This window comes from Roseovarius sp. (assembly GCF_018066915.1).
Classification (GTDB): Bacteria; Pseudomonadota; Alphaproteobacteria; order Rhodobacterales; family Rhodobacteraceae; genus Roseovarius.
This window is the reverse complement of the sequence record NZ_JAGPVV010000023.1, coordinates 1-17,526: the sequence shown is the minus strand read 5'-3', so window position 1 is coordinate 17,526 and position 17,526 is coordinate 1. Positions and strand designations below refer to the sequence as shown.

The window sequence follows — 17,526 nt, the reverse complement described above, 5'->3', positions numbered from 1 at the left end:
ATCACCAATGTCCTGCCGTGGCGGCCCCCACAGAACCGCGACCCTGAACCTGCGGAAATCGCCATGATGCGCCCGTTTGTGGCGCGGCATGTGGCCTTGGTGAACCCGGCGGTGATCGTGCTCATGGGCAATATCAGTTGTGAGGCAGGTCTTGGCCGGCACGGCATCACCCGGTTGCGCGGACAATGGGCCGAGGCCTATGGCACGCCTGCGTTGCCGATGTTTCATCCTGCCTATCTCTTGCGCACGCCTGCGGCCAAGCGCGAGGCCTGGGCGGATTTATTGGCGCTCAAGGCGCGGTTGCGAGAGGTGGCGACGTGATCGTCGATCCTTTGACGCTTTTGGCGTTTGTCCCGGCGGGCCTCGCGCTCAACCTCACGCCGGGGGCGGATATGATGTTCTGCCTGGGTCTGGGATTGCGCGCGGGGCCGCGCCCGGCCTTGGCCGCGAGTGCCGGGATTTCTGCGGGGGGCATGGTGCATGTGACGCTGGCGGGGCTGGGTCTGGCGGCGGCCATCGCCGCGCAGCCGGTGGTTCTGGACGTGATCCGCTGGCTGGGGGTGGGCTATCTCTTGTGGCTGGCCTGGGGCGCGCTGCGGATGGGGCCATTGCGCCCCGATGCGCGGGTGATGGGGGGGACGCGTGCCTTTCGTGAAGGGATGATGGTCAACCTGCTCAATCCCAAGGTCATTCTCTTTGTGCTGGCCTTTGTGCCGCAATTCGTTGATCCCGCACGCGCCATCCTGCCGCAGTTCCTGATCTTTGGCTTGATCCTCGCGGTGGGTGGGTTTGTGATCAATGGTGCGGTCGGGGTTTTCGCCGGGGGGCTGGGGCGGCGTCTGGCGACCTCGCCACGGTTCGCGCGGGGGCTGGGGATTGCCTCGGCCACGATCTTTACCGCGCTGGCCGCGCGTCTGGCACTCATGCAGAGGAGTTGACCCTATGTCCCGAATTGACGAGAGCAAGGAGTTTATCCCCGTGCGGATCGCCGTTCTGACGGTTTCGGACAGCCGCGACATGTCTGATGACCGCTCGGGCGATACCTTGGTGGCGCGGATCGAGGAGGCGGGGCATATCCTTGCGGATCGCATGATCGTGCGGGATGAGCGCGATCAGGTGGCCGAACAATTGCGCGAGTGGATCGCCAATCCGGAGGTGGATGTGGTGATTTCCACCGGGGGCACGGGCCTGACGGGGCGCGATGTGACGGTCGAGGCACATCGCGATGTCTATGAGAAGGAAATCGACGCCTTTGGCACGGTCTTTACCATCGTGTCGATGCAGAAGATCGGCACCTCGGCGGTGCAGAGCCGCGCCACGGGGGGCGTGGCGGGGGGCACCTATCTCTTTGCGCTGCCCGGCAGTCCGGGGGCGTGCAAGGATGCCTGGGACGAAATCCTGAAATATCAGCTCGATTATCGGCACCGGCCCTGCAATTTCGTAGAGATCATGCCGCGTCTGGACGAGCACAAGCGCCGGAAGTGACGGGCGGCGGCGTATGACCTCTGAGACTGGCTTGGCATTCTGCGGGCCGGGGTTACATTACACGGATCAGCCAGCCAGCGGGGCCGGTTCAAGAGGTTGCGCACCATGCGGTTTCTGCGTCAGGGCCTGATCGGGCTCTTTCTGCTATCCCTGACCTTGGGCCTCTTGGCCTATGCCGGGCAGACCGTGGTCAGCGCGGTGCAAGAGCGCATGGCGCGTGAGGTGCGGGTGCCCGAGCGCAAGGAGCGGGCCTTTGCCGTGCGCACAGTGCGCGCGGTCGAGGCCGAGATCACGCCCACCCTCACCGCCTTTGGCCAGATCGAGAGCCGCCGCACGCTGGAAATCCGCGCGCAGGCAACCGGGGTGATCACCGAGTTGGCGCCCGAATTCGTCGAAGGCGGCATGGTGCGCGCCGGGCAATTTCTGGCGCGGATCGACCCTGCGGATGCCGAAAGCGCGCTGGAGCGGGCGCGCACCGACCTGATGGATGCCCAAGCCGAGGCACGCGAAGCGGCGCGCGCCCTCGATCTGGCGCGGGACGAGTTGGCCGCACGTCGCGAGCAGGCCGAAATTCAGGATCGCGCGCTGGCGCGGCAGCGTGATCTGGAGGCGCGCGGCGTGGGCACGCTCACGGCCGTGGAAAGCGCCGAATTCAACGTGGTGCAGGCGCGGCAGGCGGTGTTGGCCAGCCGTCAGGCGCTGGCGCTGGCGGAGGCGCGGATAGATCAGGCGGCGACATCCACGGCGCGGGCCGAACTGGCGCTGTCCGAGGCCGAGCGGCGGCTGGCGGAGACGCGCATCACCGCAGGATTTACCGGCACGCTGAGTGAGGTGAGCGTGGTTGCGGGGCGTCTGGTGGCGGCCAATGAGCAACTGGCGCAACTGGTGGATGGCGCGGCGCTCGAGGTGGCGTTTCGCGTCTCGACCGCGCAATATGCGCGGCTCTTGGATGAGAGCGGCGGGTTGATTGACGCGACCGTGACGGTGGCGCTCGACACCGGCGGGCTGGATTTGACTGCTGTGGGGCGGATCACGCGGCAGGGTGCGGCACTGGCCGAGGGCGAGAGCGGGCGGCTGATCTTTGCCACGCTCGAGACCGCGCCCGCGATGAAGCCCGGCGATTTCGTGACTGTGACGGTTGAAGAGCCGGTGCTGGCCGCCGCCATTCGCCTGCCTGCGACGGCGCTGGGGCCGGATGGTCAGGTGCTGGTGATTGGCGCGGAGGAGCGGCTGGAGGCGGTGGCGGTCACGCTCTTGCGGCGGCAGGGCAATGATATTCTGGTCGCGGCACCGGGGCTGGCGGGGCGCGATGTGGTGGCCGAGCGCACGCCGGTTCTGGGCGCGGGCATCAAGGTGCGCAAACTCGAGAGTGCCGAGGCCGTGCCTGAGGCGGACACCGTCACGCTCAGCCCGGACAGGCGCGCGCGCCTGATGGCCTATGTCGAGGCCAGCACCGATATGCCGGACGAGGCCAAGCGCCGCCTCTTGGCGCAGTTGGAACAACCCGAGGTCTCGCTGAGCACGGTGGAACGGCTGGAACGCCGCATCGGGGGCTGAGGGGCATGGCGGGGCTGATTTCCTGGTTCACGCGGCACCGCACGGCGGCCAATCTGCTCTTGGTGCTGATGGTGGCGCTGGGGCTCATGGCCTTGCCGCGAATGCGGGCGCAATTCTTTCCCGATGTGGTGATCGACAATGTATCCGTGTCGGTCGCCTGGGAGGGGGCGAGCGCCGAGGATGTGGACGGGGGCATCGTGCAGGTGCTGGAACCGGCGCTCTTGGCCGTCGAGGGGGTCGAGGCCGCCACCTCGCTCAGCCGCGAGAACAGCGCGCTGGTAACGCTCGAGTTCGAGCCGGGCTGGGATATGGGCCGCGCGGCGGACGAGGTGCAAGCCGCACTTGATATCATCACCACCCTGCCCGACGAGGCCGAAGAGCCGGTGGTGCGGCGCGGCGCGTGGCGCGATCAGGTGACGGATGTGGTGATCACCGGGCCGGTGGGCACGGAACAACTGGCGCGACTGGCGGATGAACTGGTGGCGCGGCTCTTTGATGCCGGGGTGACGCGCACCACGATCGAAGGCGTGGCAGCACCCGAGACCGTGATCGAGGTGCCGGGACAGGCGCTGATTGCCAATGACATCACCATGGCCGAGATTGCCGCCGCCATTGCCGCCGAAATCACCGCCGATCCGGCGGGGGACATGACCGGGGCCAACACCCGCCTGCGCACGGGCACGGAAAAGCGCAGCGCGCGCGATATTGCGGCGATCACGCTGCGGATTGGCCCCGATGGCAGCGCGCTGAGGGTGGGCGATGTGGGCCGGGTCCGCATCGAAGGCGCGACGCGGGCGCTGGCCTATTTCGTCGACGATGCCCCGGCGATGAGCGTGCGGGTGGACCGATCCGCGCGGGGTGATGCGCTTGATATTCAGGCCAAGGTGCAGGAGGTGGCGGACCGCATGGCCGACACCCTGCCCGAGGGGGTGAGTATCGACCTCATCCGCACACGGGCCGAGGCGATATCAGGCCGGATCAAGATGCTGGTCGAAAATGCGCTGACGGGTCTGGCGCTGGTGGTGGGGTTGCTGTTTCTGTTTCTCAACGCGCGCACGGCGTTCTGGGTGGCTGCGGGGATTCCGGTGGCGATGCTGGCGGCGATGGCGATCATGTATGCCGCCGGTCTCACGCTCAACATGATCTCGCTTTTTGCGCTGATCATCACGCTGGGGATTGTGGTGGATGATGCCATCGTCGTGGGCGAACATGCCGATGCGCGGCATCGCAAACTGGGCGAGCCGCCGATGGTTGCGGCGGAACGCGCCGCCGGGCGCATGGCGCTGCCGGTCTTTGCCGCGACGCTGACCACGCTGATTGCGTTCTTTGGGCTGGTGGTCATTGGCGGACGGTTTGGCGATCTGATCTACGACATTCCCTTCACGGTGATTGCCGTGCTGGTGGCGAGCCTGATCGAGTGTTTCCTGATCCTGCCCAACCATATGGCGCATGCGCTGGCCCATTCGGCCAAGGTGCATTGGTATGACATCCCAAGCCGGGTGGTGAACCGGGGCTTTCAGGCATTTCGCGACCGTGCCTTTCGCCCGCTTATCGGCTGGGTGATCCGGGGCCGTTATGCGGTGTTGGCGGCGGCGGTGCTGCTGTTGGCGACGCAAGTGGCGAGTTTCGTGCGCGGCGATGTGACGTGGCGGTTTTTCAACGCGCCGGAACAGGGCAGCGTCACGGGCAATTTCGCGATGCTGCCGGGGGCCACGCGCGAAGACACGCTGGCGCAGATGCGCGCGTTGCAGCAGGCCGCCGAGGAACTGGGTGCGGAATACGAGGCCGAGCTTGGGGCAAACCCGCTGGCCTATGTGGTGGCACAATTGGGGGGCGCTGCGGGACGCGGCCTGTCGGGGTCGGACACGCGCGAGGCCGATCTTTTGGGCGGGATTTCCATCGAGTTGATCGACGCCGATCTGCGGCCCTATTCCAGTTTCGCCTTTGTCGCCGACCTGCAAGAGCGGGTGGTCCAGCATCCGCTGACCGAAACGCTGAGCTTTCGCGGGTCGCGGGCGGGGCCGGGAGGCGATGCGCTTGACGTGCAGCTATACGGGGCGGAGGCAGAACAGCTCAAATCCGCCGCCGAGGCGCTGAAAAGAGCGCTGGCGCGGTATCCCGAGGTCTCGGGGCTGGAGGATAGTCTGGCCTATGACAAGGCCGAGTTGATCCTCGACCTCACGCCACAGGGGGCGGCGCTTGGCTTTACCATCGACGATCTGGGGCAGACCCTGCGCAACCGGGTGAGCGGGATCGAGGCCGCCACATATCCCGACGGGCCACGGTCGGCAGAGGTGCGAGTGGAACTGCCCGAGGGGGAATTGACCGCCGATTTTCTGGAACGGATGCAGTTGCGCACACCGGGCGGGCAATATGTGCCGCTGGTCGATCTGGTCAGCGTCGAGACGCGCACCGGCTTTGCCTCGGTCCGGCGGGAAAACGGCCTGCGACTGGTGACGGTGACGGGCGATATCTCCGAGGATGACCCCGCGCGCGCCGCCGAGATTTCCCGCGCGCTGGAGGCTGAAATCCTGCCCGATGTGGCGGCGCGCTATCAGGTGGAATACCGGCTGGCGGGGCTCAACGAGCAGGAAGACGCGTTCATGGCCGATGCCCGGCTGGGGCTGATGGCGACGCTCTTGGGGATTTATCTGGTGCTGTCGCTGGTGTTTGCGAGTTGGACCCGGCCCATGGTGGTGATGGCGATCATTCCCTTTGGTCTGGTGGGCACCATCTGGGGCCATGCGCAATGGGATGTGCCGCTGTCGATGTTCACGGTGGTGGGATTGTTGGGCATGACCGGCATCATCATCAACGATTCCATCGTTTTGGTCACGTCGATTGACGAACATGCGCAATCGCGGGGCCTGATCCCGGCTATTATCGAAGGCACCGCGGACCGGTTGCGCGCGGTTCTGCTGACCACGCTGACGACGGTTCTGGGGCTGGCGCCCTTGCTCTTTGAACGCTCGACTCAGGCGCAATTTCTCAAGCCGACGGTGATCACGCTGGTTTACGGGCTTGGGTTCGGGATGGTGCTGGTGCTTTTGGTGGTGCCGGCGCTCTTGGCCATCGGGCGGGACCTGTCGCGGCCCATAACCGCGCTCCGCCGGGGGCTGCGCGGGCGTCGGGCCGGGTTGCAGGGCGTGCTTGGCGCGGGGCTCGCGATGGTGCTGGGTTGGTTCGGGGCGACGATGGGCTGGGTGCTGGTGACAGGGGATTTGCCGGGGCCGCTGGCAGGGCTGATGCCCTTGCCGCCGATGGGCGCGGCGCTGGCATTTTTCCTGATGGGCAGCGCGCTTTGCCTCGTGCTGGTCTATCTTGTCACCGCGGTTCGCCGCCCGCGCAGCGCCTGATCGCTCTTGCACAGGCGGCCTCGCGGCGCTACCCCTCTGCCCATGCGTATCATCCGCGATTACACCTATGTCACTGACGCCGACCGGGGCGCGAGCGCCGCCATCGGCAATTTCGATGGCGTGCATGTCGGCCATCGGTCGGTGATCGAACTGGCGCGCACGGCGGGCGAGCGCATTGGCGCGCCCTTGGGGATTCTTACCTTCGAGCCGCATCCGCGCGAGTATTTCGCGCCTGACGCGCCGCCCTTTCGCTTGATGGGCCGCGAGGCGCGGGCGCATCGGCTGGAAAAGCTGGGGGTTGAGCGGCTCTATGAGATCAATTTCAACGCAGGGTTGGCGGCGTTGAGCCCGCGCGCCTTTGCAGAGACTGTGATCCGCGATGGTTTGGGCCTGCGGCATGTGGTGGTGGGATCGGATTTCTGTTTTGGCAAAGGACGGGCGGGCAATGCCGCGATGCTGCAAGAGTTTGGCGACGAAATGGGGTTTGGCGTGACCATCGCCACGCTTCTTGAGGGCGAGAGCGGGCAGGTGTCATCCACGGCGATCCGCGCCGCGCTGAGTGCTGGCGAGCCGCGCGCCGCCGCCGCCATGCTGGGCCATTGGCACAGGATCGACGGGCCGGTGATTGGCGGCGAACAGCGCGGGCGCACGCTGGGCTATCCCACGGCGAATATGTCGATCAAGGGGCTGCATCCGCCCAAGTTCGGCATTTATGCCGTGCTGGTCGATGTTCTGGATGGGCCGCACAAGGGGCAGTATCATGGCGCGGCCTCGCTCGGTGTGCGGCCGATGTTTCAGGGCGAAGAGGCCAATATCGAAACCTTCATCTTTGACTTTACCGGTGATCTCTATGGGGCCAACCTGTCGGTCGGGCTGATAGACTACCTGCGCCCCGAGGCGACATTCGACAGTCTCGAGGCGTTCATCGCGCAGATGGATGCCGATTGCCTGCGCGCCCGCGCCATTCTGGCCGCGCTATGAGCGATCCCATCAACCGCAGCGGATTGCGCCCGCGTTACTGGGAAACCACGCGCCTTGACCGCATGACGCGCGCGGAATGGGAGGCGCTGTGCGATGGCTGCGGCAAATGCTGCATGAACAAGCTGGAGGATGAGGAGACCGGCGAGGTCGCCTTTACCCGCGTGGCCTGTCGCCTGTTTGACGATACCACCTGCCTCTGTGCGCAATACCCGATCCGGCATCAGTTCGTGCCCGAGTGCATCACGCTCAAGCCGCATACGATCGAGAGCCATGCCTATTGGCTGCCCGAAACCTGCGCCTACAAGCTGCTGTATCTGGGCAAGCCTCTGTTTCCCTGGCACCCGCTGATCTCCGGCGATGCGAACAGCGTGCATGAGGCGGGCGTGTCGATGCGGCACCGGACCCTGCCCGAGTTCGAGGTGCCCGAGGACGATTGGGAAGATCATATCATCGAGGAGCCGCTCTGATGCAATTCGCCTCTGACAATTCCGGTCCGGCGCTGCCCGGTGTGATGCAGGCGATGGCCGAGGTGAATATCGGGCATATGCCGTCTTATGGCACCGAGGCACCGATGCTCGAGGTGTGCGACCGGCTGCGCGATTTGTTCGAGGCACCGCAGGCCAGTGTCTATCTGGTGGCCACGGGCACGGCGGCCAATGCGCTGGCGCTGGCGACCCTCTCGGAGCCGTGGCAGACCGTGTTCTGCACGCCGCTGTCGCATATCCATGTGGATGAATGCAACGCGCCCGAGTTTTTCACCGGCGGGGCCAAGCTGAGCCTTGTGGGGGAGGCGGACAAGATGACGCCCGAGGATCTGGCGCGCGCGATTGCACTCTGGCCGGCGGGCGATGTGCATAATCCGCAGCATGGGCCGCTGGCGTTGACGCAAGCGACGGAGCGCGGGCGGATTTACACCTGCACCGAGATTGCGGCGCTCTGCGGGGTCGCGCGCGATCATGGGCTGCCCTGCTACATGGACGGGGCGCGCTTTGCCAATGCGGTGGCGGCGCTGGGCTGCACCCCCGCCGAGATGACATGGAAGGTGGGCATTGACGCGGTCAGCATGGGTGGCACCAAGAATGGCTGTCTGGGGGTCGAGGCGGTGATTTTCTTCAACCCCGAGAATGCCTGGGAATTCGAGTTGCGGCGCAAGCGGTCGGCGCATCTGGTGTCGAAACATCGGTATCTATCGGCGCAGATGCTGGGCTATTTGCGCGATGACCTGTGGTTGGAGACGGCACAGGTGTCCAATGCCCGCGCGGCGGTGCTCGAGGCGGGATTGCGCGACGTGCCGGGGGCAGAGATGGTGTTTGAGCGCGCCGTCAACATGATCTTTGCCCGCCTGCCCCGCGCCACGCATCAGCGGCTCAAGGCGGCAGGGGCGGTCTATGGGCTCTATGAGGGGCCATTGGAGAGCGGCGCGGGCGATGAGCCCTTGATGGCGCGGTTCGTGTGCGACTGGTCTGTGACAGAGGAACAGATCGCGCGGTTTCTGGAGATTGCGCGGGGCTGAGGCGACCGACGCACACCCGACACTGATCGGCGTGAGCATGGGTTTTCAGAAAGTATAACCGCATTAAGCTGCGTATAGCCCCCCCGCCATCCGTGCGGCGGAGGGGCAGATCCCGTGCCGGTGTGGGGGTGTTACTTTGGCACGAGAACAGCGTTGATCACGTGGATCACGCCGTTGGATTGGTCTACATCAGCCACCGTGACACGGGCTGCGTTGCCGCTTTCATCAATGATGTAGACGTTGTTGCCTTTGACCTGCGCCGACAGGGCATCGCCCGACACGGCGTTGAAGTGGTAAAAGCCATCTTTGCTGGCGCGCGCGGCGGCGATGATGTCGGCGGCAGACCAGTCACCAGCGACCACATGAGCTGTCAGGACCTTTTGCAGCATGGCCTTGTTCTCTGGCATCAGCAGCGTCTCGACCGTGCCTGCGGGCAGGGCCGCAAACGCATCGTTCACCGGCGCGAACACGGTAAACGGCCCCGGCCCCTGCAGTGTCTCGACAAGATCTGCGGCTTTCACCGCCGCAACCAGCGTCGTGTGGACCGGCGAATTGACAGCATTCTCGATGATGTTGCGCTCTATGAGCATCGGCTCGCCACCCACTGTTGGGTTGGCGGCATAAACGGCGGTGCCAAGGGCAATGGCGGTGGCCGTGCTCAGAAAGGTTTTGAAGGTCATTGGTCGTTCTCCCTTGTTTTCAAAGGCTCGTCTGAGCCGCTGATGGGAAAGCCACGTCAGCCAAGACGCAAAAGTTTCAGACTGCCCAAAGTTTATTTCACCAGAGCATCCGAACCGCCCCTTACAAGGATAAGCTTGCGGGAGTTAAAGCTCTGATCATTGGGCAAGCCGCTGGAATTTTACCCGTGAAAGAACGCGCAGATTGGGCGTGAAGGTGCAATCTTTGCCTTGCTCTCTCCTGCGGACCTGTTTGGTCCCGCCGGGCTGATGGCAGGCCGTTCAAGGGGGCCGACGAAACAGTCTGGAACACATTGCGGCGCCCTTGACCCGGAAGGATCGCACAAGGACCCTGACGCCTGACCCTGGTTTGCGCGCCTCACCCAAAGCTGCCATGCGGGCGCGGACGGGGACACACCATTGGCAAAGAACAGTAAATCCATACGCGAATGGCGAAAAGGGAAGAGCCAAGCGTCTGAGAAAATTGAGAAGGTTGGTATGGTGGGTGATGAGAGACTCGAACTCCCGACATCTTCGGTGTAAACGAAGCGCTCTACCAACTGAGCTAATCACCCGTGGGCTGCCTGATAGCCAAGGTGCTGCGTCGGCGCAAGAGGGTTTGCGCGCGGCGGGCGGGCTTGGGGCCTGATCGCCGCGCGCGGTAGGCTAGGTCAGACCCGCGCCGGGGCTTTGGCGAGCAGGGTGTAGAGCCCGCCGCCCAAGACCGCGCCGATCACCCAGTTGTAGCCCGAGAGAAACCCGAACCACGGCACCCAGACGGTCGCCACCGAAAACACCGCCGCAAGGCCAAAGGCCGTGACTGCGGTGCGGTTCCAGCCGTTCTGGTAGTGATAGCGCCCGCCCTGCATGTCATAGAGATCATCAAGGTCGAGATGGCCTTTGCGATGGACGTAGTAATCCACGATCATGATGCCAAAGATCGGGGCCAGCGTGGCGCCGAGCGTGTTGACGAAGCCGCTGATGCCGAATTCGCTGATGAAGCTGGTCCAGAGGCCACCGATGATGAGCGCGAAGACCGAGGTGATCAGCCCTGCCTGACGAAAGCTGATCTTGCCGGGGGCGAGGTTGGCTATGCCGTTCACCGCCGGGATGAAATTGGCGACAAGGTTGATGCCGACGGTCGCAGCAAAGAAGGTGATCGCCGCGATGATCCCCAAAATCACAGAGTCGGTGCGCTCGACAATCTCGCTCGGGTTGGTGATGGCCTCGCCAAAGACCACCGCCGCCCCGGCCGTGGTCAAAAGCGCCAGAGCCGAGAAGAGGATCATGTTGAAGGGCAATCCGGTGAGGTTGCCCAAGAGCATGGCGGGCCTGTCCTTGGCATAGCGGGAAAAGTCGCTGAAGTTGATCATCACGGCGGCGAAATAGGCCACCATGGTGCCGACGATGGCGACAAAGCCGTTGAATTCACTGGCAAAGGTTGCATCCGGATTGGCAAAGATCGTGCCTGCGGCAGACAAAAGCTGCCCATCCGAGCGCTGCCAGAGCACGATAACAAGGCCGATCATCACCAGATAGACGAAGGGGCCGGCGATGTTAAGAAAGGTCTCAACCCAGTTCATGCCGCGCCAGAAGATGACGATATGAAAGGCCCAGACGACGAAGAACGAGAGCCAGTCGATGCCGGTGAGGCCTAGGATTTCCGCGCCGCCGCTGGCCCCGGTGATCGAGCGGATCAGAAGGGCCACCGCCGTCGAGGCGAAGTAGACCTGCACGCCGTACCAGAACACCGCCACCGTGGCGCGCAGGATCGCAGGCAGTTTCGCGCCGCTGGTGCCAAGGCTGGCGCGCGCCAGCACCGGGTAGGGAATGCCGTATTTCTCGCCCGCAGCCCCCGAGAGATTGACCATCCACATGGTAAAGAGCCCCGCCGCGATGAGGGCAGCAAAGGCGGTCCAGCCGCTGACCCCATACGAGATGAAGAGCGACGCGACGAGCGAGTAGCCAAAGAGCGACTGCACGTCATTTGCCCAGACGTTGAAGATGGCGAACCATCCCCATGTCTTTTCATTCGCGCCGACCGGATTGAGGGTATTGCCCTCGGGGTCCATGGTATTGCCCTTGGGCACGTGCCCCTGTTCGATTGCTGTCATTTTTTCCTCCCTGACCGATCGAATTCTTGATTTTCGTGACGTTTCATCTGGCCCGAAATACCTCGGGGATCCGGGGGCAGCGCCCTCGCTTCACAGCGCCATATGCCGGTTCACATCCTTGTAGAGCAGATAGCGAAACGGCCCCGGACCGCCCGCGTAGCAGGCCTGCGGGCAGAAGGCGCGCAGCCACATGAAATCGCCGGCCTCGACCTCGACCCAATCCTGATTGAGGCGGTAGACTGCCTTGCCCTCGAGCACATAAAGCCCGTGTTCCATCACATGCGTTTCGGCAAAGGGGATCACCGCGCCGGGCTGAAAGGTGACGACGGTGACATGCATGTCGTGACGCAGGTCGGCGGGGTCCATGAAGCGGGTCGTGGCCCAGCCGCCGTTGGTGTCGGGCATGGGGACAGGCGCGATGTCGTTTTCATTGACCACCATGGCGGGGGGATGATCGAGACCGGCGACGGCCTGATAGGCCTTGCGTATCCAGTGGAATTTGACGGGTGTGTCGGCCGTATTGCGCAGCGTCCAAGCGGTGCCCGGTGGGATATAGGCAAAGCCGCCTTCGGCCATGTCCTGCGCCTGCCCGTCGATGCTGAGGCGCAACGTGCCTGTCACGACGAAGAGCGCCGCTTCGACGCCCTCTTCGGTCTCGGGGCGGTCCGAGCCGCCACCCGGCTGCACCTCGGCGATATATTGCGAGAAGGTTTCGGCAAAGCCCGAGAGCGGTCGCGCCAGAACCCAGAACCGCGCCTTGTCCCAGAAGGGCAGATAGCTCGTTACGATGTCGCTCATGGTGCCGCGCGGGATGACGGCATAGGCCTCGGTAAAGGCGGCGCGGCCGGTCAGAAGCTGGGTTTGCGGCGGCAGGCCGCCTTGGGGGGCGTAATAGCTGCGCTTGGTCATGGGCGCGGTCCTTCTACGGTGAGGGGCTGGTCAAAATGAAATTCTTCGAGATTGTCGCCGGGGCCGATCCGGTCGATCACGGCATAGCGTCCGGCGCGCCCGATGGGGGCCAGAACCCCGTGCCAGACATTGCGCAGGAGATTGACCCCCTGCCCCGGCTGGCTGAGGAAGGCGCACGGGCGCGCGGGGCGTCCCGCCTCATCCGTCGCCACGCAGAGCAGCATCGGCACGCCGTCGAGCGGGATGAATGCCTGAGACCCCATTGGGTGCCGCTCCATCAGGTCGAGCGAATAGGGCAGGTGCCGGGCCTCGGCATCAAAGAGGCTGATCCCGGCGCGCCCGTCCAGAAATTCGAGCCGGGCGCGATCATGAAAGCGCCCGCAGAGGCCTGCGTTGATCATCCGGTCGGGGGAACCATCCACCGCAAGCACATCGCCGTAAGGGGCAAAGTCGGCAGCGGTCAGGGGCTGGGCGATAAGGGGCGCGGTCATGGCAAGAGCGCCTGCAAGCGTGGGAGGGTGTCGGCCTCAAGCTGCGCAGGTGTCAAATGGCCGCGCTCTGCCGGGGTGGCCTGTCGCAGCACGCGGACAAAGGCGCTGAGCAGCCCCACCGCGCTGTCATGGGCGGGGCCAAGCTCTAGATGCCATGCGCGGTCCGCGATCCACGGGGCGGGGAGCAGCGGGGCGAACACTTGGGCAAAGCGGGGGTGGTCCATCTGGCTGGGCCGCTCCAGCCGGGTATGCGGATGGGTTTTCGCCCAATGCGCGGCAATGTCGATCCGGCGCGGGCACCATGCGCCCTCGTGGCGCTGAACGTGGTCCAGAAACCGGCGCAGGCCTGCGATCTTGCCGGGGCGGCCAATGAGGCGGCAATGCAGGCCCACGGTCATCATCTTGGGCGCGCCCGCCTGCCCCTCGGCATAGAGCGTGTCAAAGGTGTCGGTCAGATAGGATTCGAAATCCGTGCCCGTCACCCAACCGGGCGAGGCGGCAAAGCGCATGTCGTTACATTCGAGCGTATAGGGGATCATCAACTGGTCGCGCGCGCCGTATTCCCGCCAATGCGGCAGGTCATCGTCATAGCAATCCGAGATGTAATCGAAACCGCCCTCTTCGGCCACGAGCCGCACGGTATTGACGCTGCACCGGCCGGTATACCAACCGCGCGGGCGGGTGCCCGTGACCTCGGTATGCAGGCGCACCGCCTCGGCGATGGCGGCGCGTTCCTCGGCCTCGGGCATGTCCTTGTGCTCGATCCATTTGAGGCCGTGGCTTGCGATTTCCCAGCCAGCCTCCTGCATCGCGGCCACCTGTTCGGGGTTGCGCGCGAGGGCAGAGGCGACGCCGTAGATGGTGAGCGGGATGTCCATCCCGGTAAAGAGGCGGTGCAGACGCCAGAACCCGGCGCGCGCGCCATAGTCGTAGACCGACTCCATGTTCCAGTGACGTTGACCGGGCCAAGGGGCGGCGCCCGGAATATCCGACAAGAACGCCTCTGACGCGGCATCGCCATGCAGGAGGCAATTCTCGCCGCCCTCTTCGTAGTTGAGCACGAATTGCACCGCGATGCGCGCCCCGCCGGGCCATTTCGGATCGGGCGTCTGGGGGCCGTAGCCGCGCAAATCTCGGGGATAGCGGGTCATGTCGTCAACTCCGGGGATCTTGGTTTGGAAAGAAACGCAGGGACAGGGGGCACGTGGCCCCCTGTCCCCGTCTGGGGTGCCTCAGCGGTCGAGGAACCGCCGCGCGGCGGGCAGGTGCCGCATCAGCACATAGTAGGTGACACCCGCCGGGATCAGGCTGGCATACCAAGAGACCGCCGAGAAGGTCAGCGCCGCGACCACGCCCACCGCCATGGCGATGAGGGCGGCGGGGTTGTAGCCCGCGTAATCGCCGCTCTCGTCATAGAGTTTCTCAAGATCGAGCGTCTGGCGGCGCAGCAGGTAGTAATCCACCACGAGGATCGCAAAGATCGGCCCAAGGAAGGCGCTATAGGTCTGGATGAAGAGATTGAGACCAGCCGCGGATTCGTTCTTGACCAGTTCCCAAGGGAAAGTGGCAAAGGCCAAGAGACCGACGATCACGGCAGAGGTCTTGTAGCTCAGTTTGAACACATCCATCAGCGCATAGGCGGGCGGCACGACGTTGTTGAGAATGTTGGTCGTGACCTGCGCAAAGGCGATGAAGAGGAGCGTGACGACCAGCAAGAGCTTGTTGTCGACCGCGTTCGAGAAGACGCGGATGGGGTCAACCTCGCCCGTCGCACTCGAGACCATGAGGCCGATCAGGCCCATAAAGAGCGTCGCAGGCAGGATCGAGTTGGCATAGATCACCACTTGGCGCACCCGCCCGACATCCTGCCGCAATTCGCGGCTATAGTCCGAGACGTTGAGCATCATCGTGGCGTAGATGCCCAGAAAGAGCATGGTCGCCCCCCAGAACGGCGCGCCCCATGTGCCCTCGACATTGATCAGATTGGTGCTGATTTCATCGCCATATTTGCCGATGACAGAGGTGAACATGTAAATCAGCGCGCCGATGATGAACACGGACCCGATATTTTCGAGCCATTTGATGCCGTGAAAGCCCAGGACCGAGAGCATGATTTGCAAGGCCTGAAAGCCCACGAAGAACACAACGATATTGGAATAGCCAAAGAGTGTCTCGCTCACGAGATTGAGCGCGCCCGCGCCGATCCAGCTTTGGAAGCCGAACCAGACGAGGGCGGGAACAGAGCGCACCAACGCCGGGATACGCGCGCCGGAAAAGCCGAAGGCCGAGCGCAGTTGCACCATCATCGGGATGCCGTATTTGTGCCCCGCCGCCCCGTTGATCATCAGCGCGAGGCCAATGACCGTGCAGCCGATGGCGATGGCCAGAAACACTTGCAAGAGGTTCAGCGTGCCGACGAGGCCAGAGCCGATGGTAAAGGTGCCGATGGACACGCAGCCGCCGAGCCAGGCAAAGAGATAGGACCACGGGTCCATGATCCGCGTTTTCTGGGGGGCCAGCGATTCCTCGCCCAGACCCTTGTGTTCGATCACCTCGGGCATATGCCTGTCATGCGGCAAAACACCCCGGTTTGTATCTGAAATTGTCATGACTCTCCTCCCTGAGATGCATTATTTCGGGTTTATTTCGGGTTTGGTGGTGCGTAGGCGCCGATCTTGCTGGTCTTGAGCCCGGCGCCCACGAGGGCTTCGGCGAATTTCGTGGCGACAGTCACGCCGTCGATGACGGGGATTCCGGTTTCTTCGGTCAGCCATGCGGCAAGGTCGGCCATGCCGGCACAGCCCAGAACCACGGCCTCGCAACGATCCTCCTCGATCGCCTTGAGGATTTCGGCGCGCACCAGTTGGCGGGCGTTCGATCCGGGTTCTTCGAGCGCCAGCACCGGGATCGCAGCCGAGCGCACGCGGCGGCATTGGTGGTCGAGCCCATAGCGGCGCACCAGCTCTTCGATGATCGGCACCGAGCGCGGCAGGGTCGTGACCACGCTGAAGGAGGTGGCAATCATGCTGGCCGCCTTGACCGCCGCCTCGCAGATGCCGATCACCGGACCGGTGGCAATCTCGCGGCAGGCGCCGATGCCGGGATCATCGAAACAGGCCACGACAATGGCGTCAGCATTTTGCGCCTCGGCCGCGCGGACCTGATCGAGCAGGCGCGGCACCGCCATCGCCTCGTCGTAATGGCCTTCGATGCTGGCGGGGGCGCCTATGCCTGAACGCGCCTCGATCAAGACACCGGGAGCGGTCACGGCCCGTGCAGAGGCCGCGATCTTGTCGGTCATGCTCGTGGTCGAATTCGGGTTGATGACAAAGATTTTCATGGGCTCCTCCACTTGAACTGACACTTGAGTAACATAAATTGTTAACAATTTAAACAGACAATTTTTCCGGTCGATTTTGTCGCCTGAAAATGCAAGTTTTCCCGCAGTCAAGGAATGGAGCGCCGTATGTCTGACACCCCGGAAACTGTGCTGGTCGAGCATGTGCTGGATGCCATCTCGGATCAGCGGCTCCGGGCGGGGACCAAGCTGGGCGAACAGGCGCTGAGTGATCTTTTTTCCTGCAATCGCGCGCATGTACGCCGCGCGCTTGCGACGCTGGCGGCCTATCAGGTGGTTGATCTGATCCCCAACCGGGGGGCGTTTGTATCCACCCCGTCCGAGGACGAGGCGCGCGATGTGTTTCAGGCCCGCCGCGCCATCGAGGCCACGATCATCCGCAACGTGGTGCGCCGTGCCGATGACTCGGACATTGCCAGTCTGCGCGCGCATCTGGCGACCGAGGACGCGATTCGGAGCCAGAATGACCGCCCCAAGGCGATTCGCGCCTCACGCGCGTTTCACATGCTCTTGGCGCGGATCGGGCGCAATTCGGTGCTGGAGCATTATCTGGCGGAACTGACCATGCGCACCTCGCTGATCATCGGTCTTTATGGGTCCAAGACGGCGAGCCTGTGTTCGGATGACGAACACGCGCGCATTGTCCAGAGTATCGTGGACCGGGATGAGGCGGGCGCGCAGGAGAGGGTGGATCACCACCTGCGCCACATCGAAGGCGAGATCGCATTTGGCGAAGAGGCCCCGCGCGTCGGGCCGCTCTCGATGATCTTTCCCCCGGATCGCGCGACGGGGTGATGCAGGTCAGGACGCGCCGATATCGGTTGTGGCGACGGCGACGGCCTTGACCACGGCATGCACGTCTTGACCCACGGCAAGGCCCATGGCCGCAGCGGAGCGGCGCGTGACGCGGGATAGCACCCGGCCAGCGGCGGTATCAATCGCCACGATGGCACCGGGGCCACCACCGGGGCGGATTTCCTGGATGATGCCGGGCAGGATGTTGAGCGCCGAGAGGCCTTCAGGCCGGGTGCGCGACAGGATCACGTCATGGGCGGCGATGCGGATGCGCAGGCTGGCACCGGGGT

The 17,526-nt window shown here is 64.2% G+C and carries 16 protein-coding genes, 1 tRNA gene and 1 pseudogene; 9 read left to right on the top strand and 9 right to left on the bottom strand.

The window, feature by feature from the left end; all coding sequences use genetic code 11:
* The 8 genes from KBT70_RS01365 to KBT70_RS01330 all read left to right on the top strand — a co-directional run.
* Positions 1–321: uracil-DNA glycosylase (locus tag KBT70_RS01365; protein ID WP_296627887.1), on the top strand; the 321-nt coding region annotated here is incomplete at its 5' end.
* Positions 321–938, top strand: coding sequence for a LysE family translocator (locus KBT70_RS01360; RefSeq protein WP_296627890.1), 618 nt, complete (start codon positions 321–323; stop codon positions 936–938). The genes KBT70_RS01365 and KBT70_RS01360, both read left to right, overlap by 1 nt.
* A gap of 4 nt (positions 939–942) precedes the next feature.
* Positions 943–1,485 (top strand): molybdenum cofactor biosynthesis protein B, encoded by a 543-nt coding sequence (gene moaB / locus KBT70_RS01355; protein ID WP_296627885.1) that lies wholly within the window; start codon positions 943–945, stop codon positions 1,483–1,485.
* Between the two features lie 105 nt (positions 1,486–1,590).
* Positions 1,591–3,042: an HlyD family efflux transporter periplasmic adaptor subunit gene (locus KBT70_RS01350; protein ID WP_296627883.1), complete on the top strand. Its 1,452-nt coding sequence runs from the start codon at positions 1,591–1,593 to the stop codon at positions 3,040–3,042.
* Positions 3,043–3,047: 5 nt separating this feature from the next.
* The gene (locus KBT70_RS01345) at positions 3,048–6,398 is read left to right on the top strand and encodes an efflux RND transporter permease subunit (RefSeq protein WP_296627881.1); all 3,351 of its coding nucleotides are present in this window, start codon (positions 3,048–3,050) and stop codon (positions 6,396–6,398) included.
* A gap of 42 nt (positions 6,399–6,440) precedes the next feature.
* Positions 6,441–7,379: a bifunctional riboflavin kinase/FAD synthetase gene (locus KBT70_RS01340; RefSeq protein WP_296627879.1), complete on the top strand. Its 939-nt coding sequence runs from the start codon at positions 6,441–6,443 to the stop codon at positions 7,377–7,379.
* Positions 7,376–7,846, top strand: coding sequence for a YcgN family cysteine cluster protein (locus KBT70_RS01335; RefSeq protein WP_296627877.1), 471 nt, complete (start codon positions 7,376–7,378; stop codon positions 7,844–7,846). Before KBT70_RS01340 ends, KBT70_RS01335 begins: the two co-directional genes overlap by 4 nt.
* On the top strand, positions 7,846–8,892 hold the full coding sequence (locus KBT70_RS01330; RefSeq protein ID WP_296627876.1) for a beta-eliminating lyase-related protein: 1,047 nt from the start codon (positions 7,846–7,848) through the stop codon (positions 8,890–8,892). The genes KBT70_RS01335 and KBT70_RS01330 overlap by 1 nt, the downstream gene beginning before the upstream one ends.
* A gap of 131 nt (positions 8,893–9,023) precedes the next feature.
* Here the strand turns inward: KBT70_RS01330 and KBT70_RS01325 are convergent, their stop codons facing one another.
* From KBT70_RS01325 to KBT70_RS01290, 8 genes and pseudogenes are all read right to left on the bottom strand, one after another.
* Complete coding sequence (locus tag KBT70_RS01325) at positions 9,024–9,572, bottom strand: fasciclin domain-containing protein (RefSeq protein WP_296627874.1); 549 nt, start codon at positions 9,570–9,572, stop codon at positions 9,024–9,026.
* Positions 9,573–10,068: 496 nt separating this feature from the next.
* A tRNA-Val gene (locus KBT70_RS01320) sits at positions 10,069–10,144 on the bottom strand.
* A 96-nt stretch (positions 10,145–10,240) separates the two neighbouring features.
* Positions 10,241–11,683, bottom strand: a complete 1,443-nt coding sequence (locus tag KBT70_RS01315; protein WP_296627872.1) for an NCS1 family nucleobase:cation symporter-1 — start codon at positions 11,681–11,683, stop codon at positions 10,241–10,243.
* A gap of 90 nt (positions 11,684–11,773) precedes the next feature.
* On the bottom strand, positions 11,774–12,592 hold the full coding sequence (locus KBT70_RS01310; RefSeq protein ID WP_296627870.1) for a bifunctional allantoicase/(S)-ureidoglycine aminohydrolase: 819 nt from the start codon (positions 12,590–12,592) through the stop codon (positions 11,774–11,776).
* A complete protein-coding gene (locus KBT70_RS01305; RefSeq protein ID WP_296627868.1) occupies positions 12,589–13,083 on the bottom strand; it encodes an ureidoglycolate lyase in 495 nt (164 codons plus the stop codon). The genes KBT70_RS01310 and KBT70_RS01305 overlap by 4 nt, the downstream gene beginning before the upstream one ends.
* 62 nt (positions 13,084–13,145) lie before the next feature.
* Positions 13,146–14,234, bottom strand: a pseudogene (puuE, locus tag KBT70_RS01300) (allantoinase PuuE); the annotation flags it as partial.
* Between the two features lie 81 nt (positions 14,235–14,315).
* Positions 14,316–15,692 carry an NCS1 family transporter gene (locus KBT70_RS01295; protein WP_296627866.1) on the bottom strand — a complete coding sequence of 459 codons (1,377 nt, stop codon included), beginning with the start codon at positions 15,690–15,692 and terminating at the stop codon, positions 14,316–14,318.
* Positions 15,693–15,724: 32 nt separating this feature from the next.
* Positions 15,725–16,423 (bottom strand): aspartate/glutamate racemase family protein, encoded by a 699-nt coding sequence (locus KBT70_RS01290; protein ID WP_296627864.1) that lies wholly within the window; start codon positions 16,421–16,423, stop codon positions 15,725–15,727.
* Positions 16,424–16,549: 126 nt separating this feature from the next.
* Here KBT70_RS01290 and KBT70_RS01285 point away from each other — a divergent pair, with 126 nt between their 5' ends.
* Positions 16,550–17,236: a GntR family transcriptional regulator gene (locus tag KBT70_RS01285; RefSeq protein ID WP_296627862.1), complete on the top strand. Its 687-nt coding sequence runs from the start codon at positions 16,550–16,552 to the stop codon at positions 17,234–17,236.
* A 6-nt stretch (positions 17,237–17,242) separates the two neighbouring features.
* Here the strand turns inward: KBT70_RS01285 and KBT70_RS01280 are convergent.
* Positions 17,243–17,526, bottom strand: a 284-nt coding sequence (locus KBT70_RS01280) for a TOBE domain-containing protein (RefSeq protein ID WP_296627861.1), incomplete at its 5' end; no start/stop codon positions are given.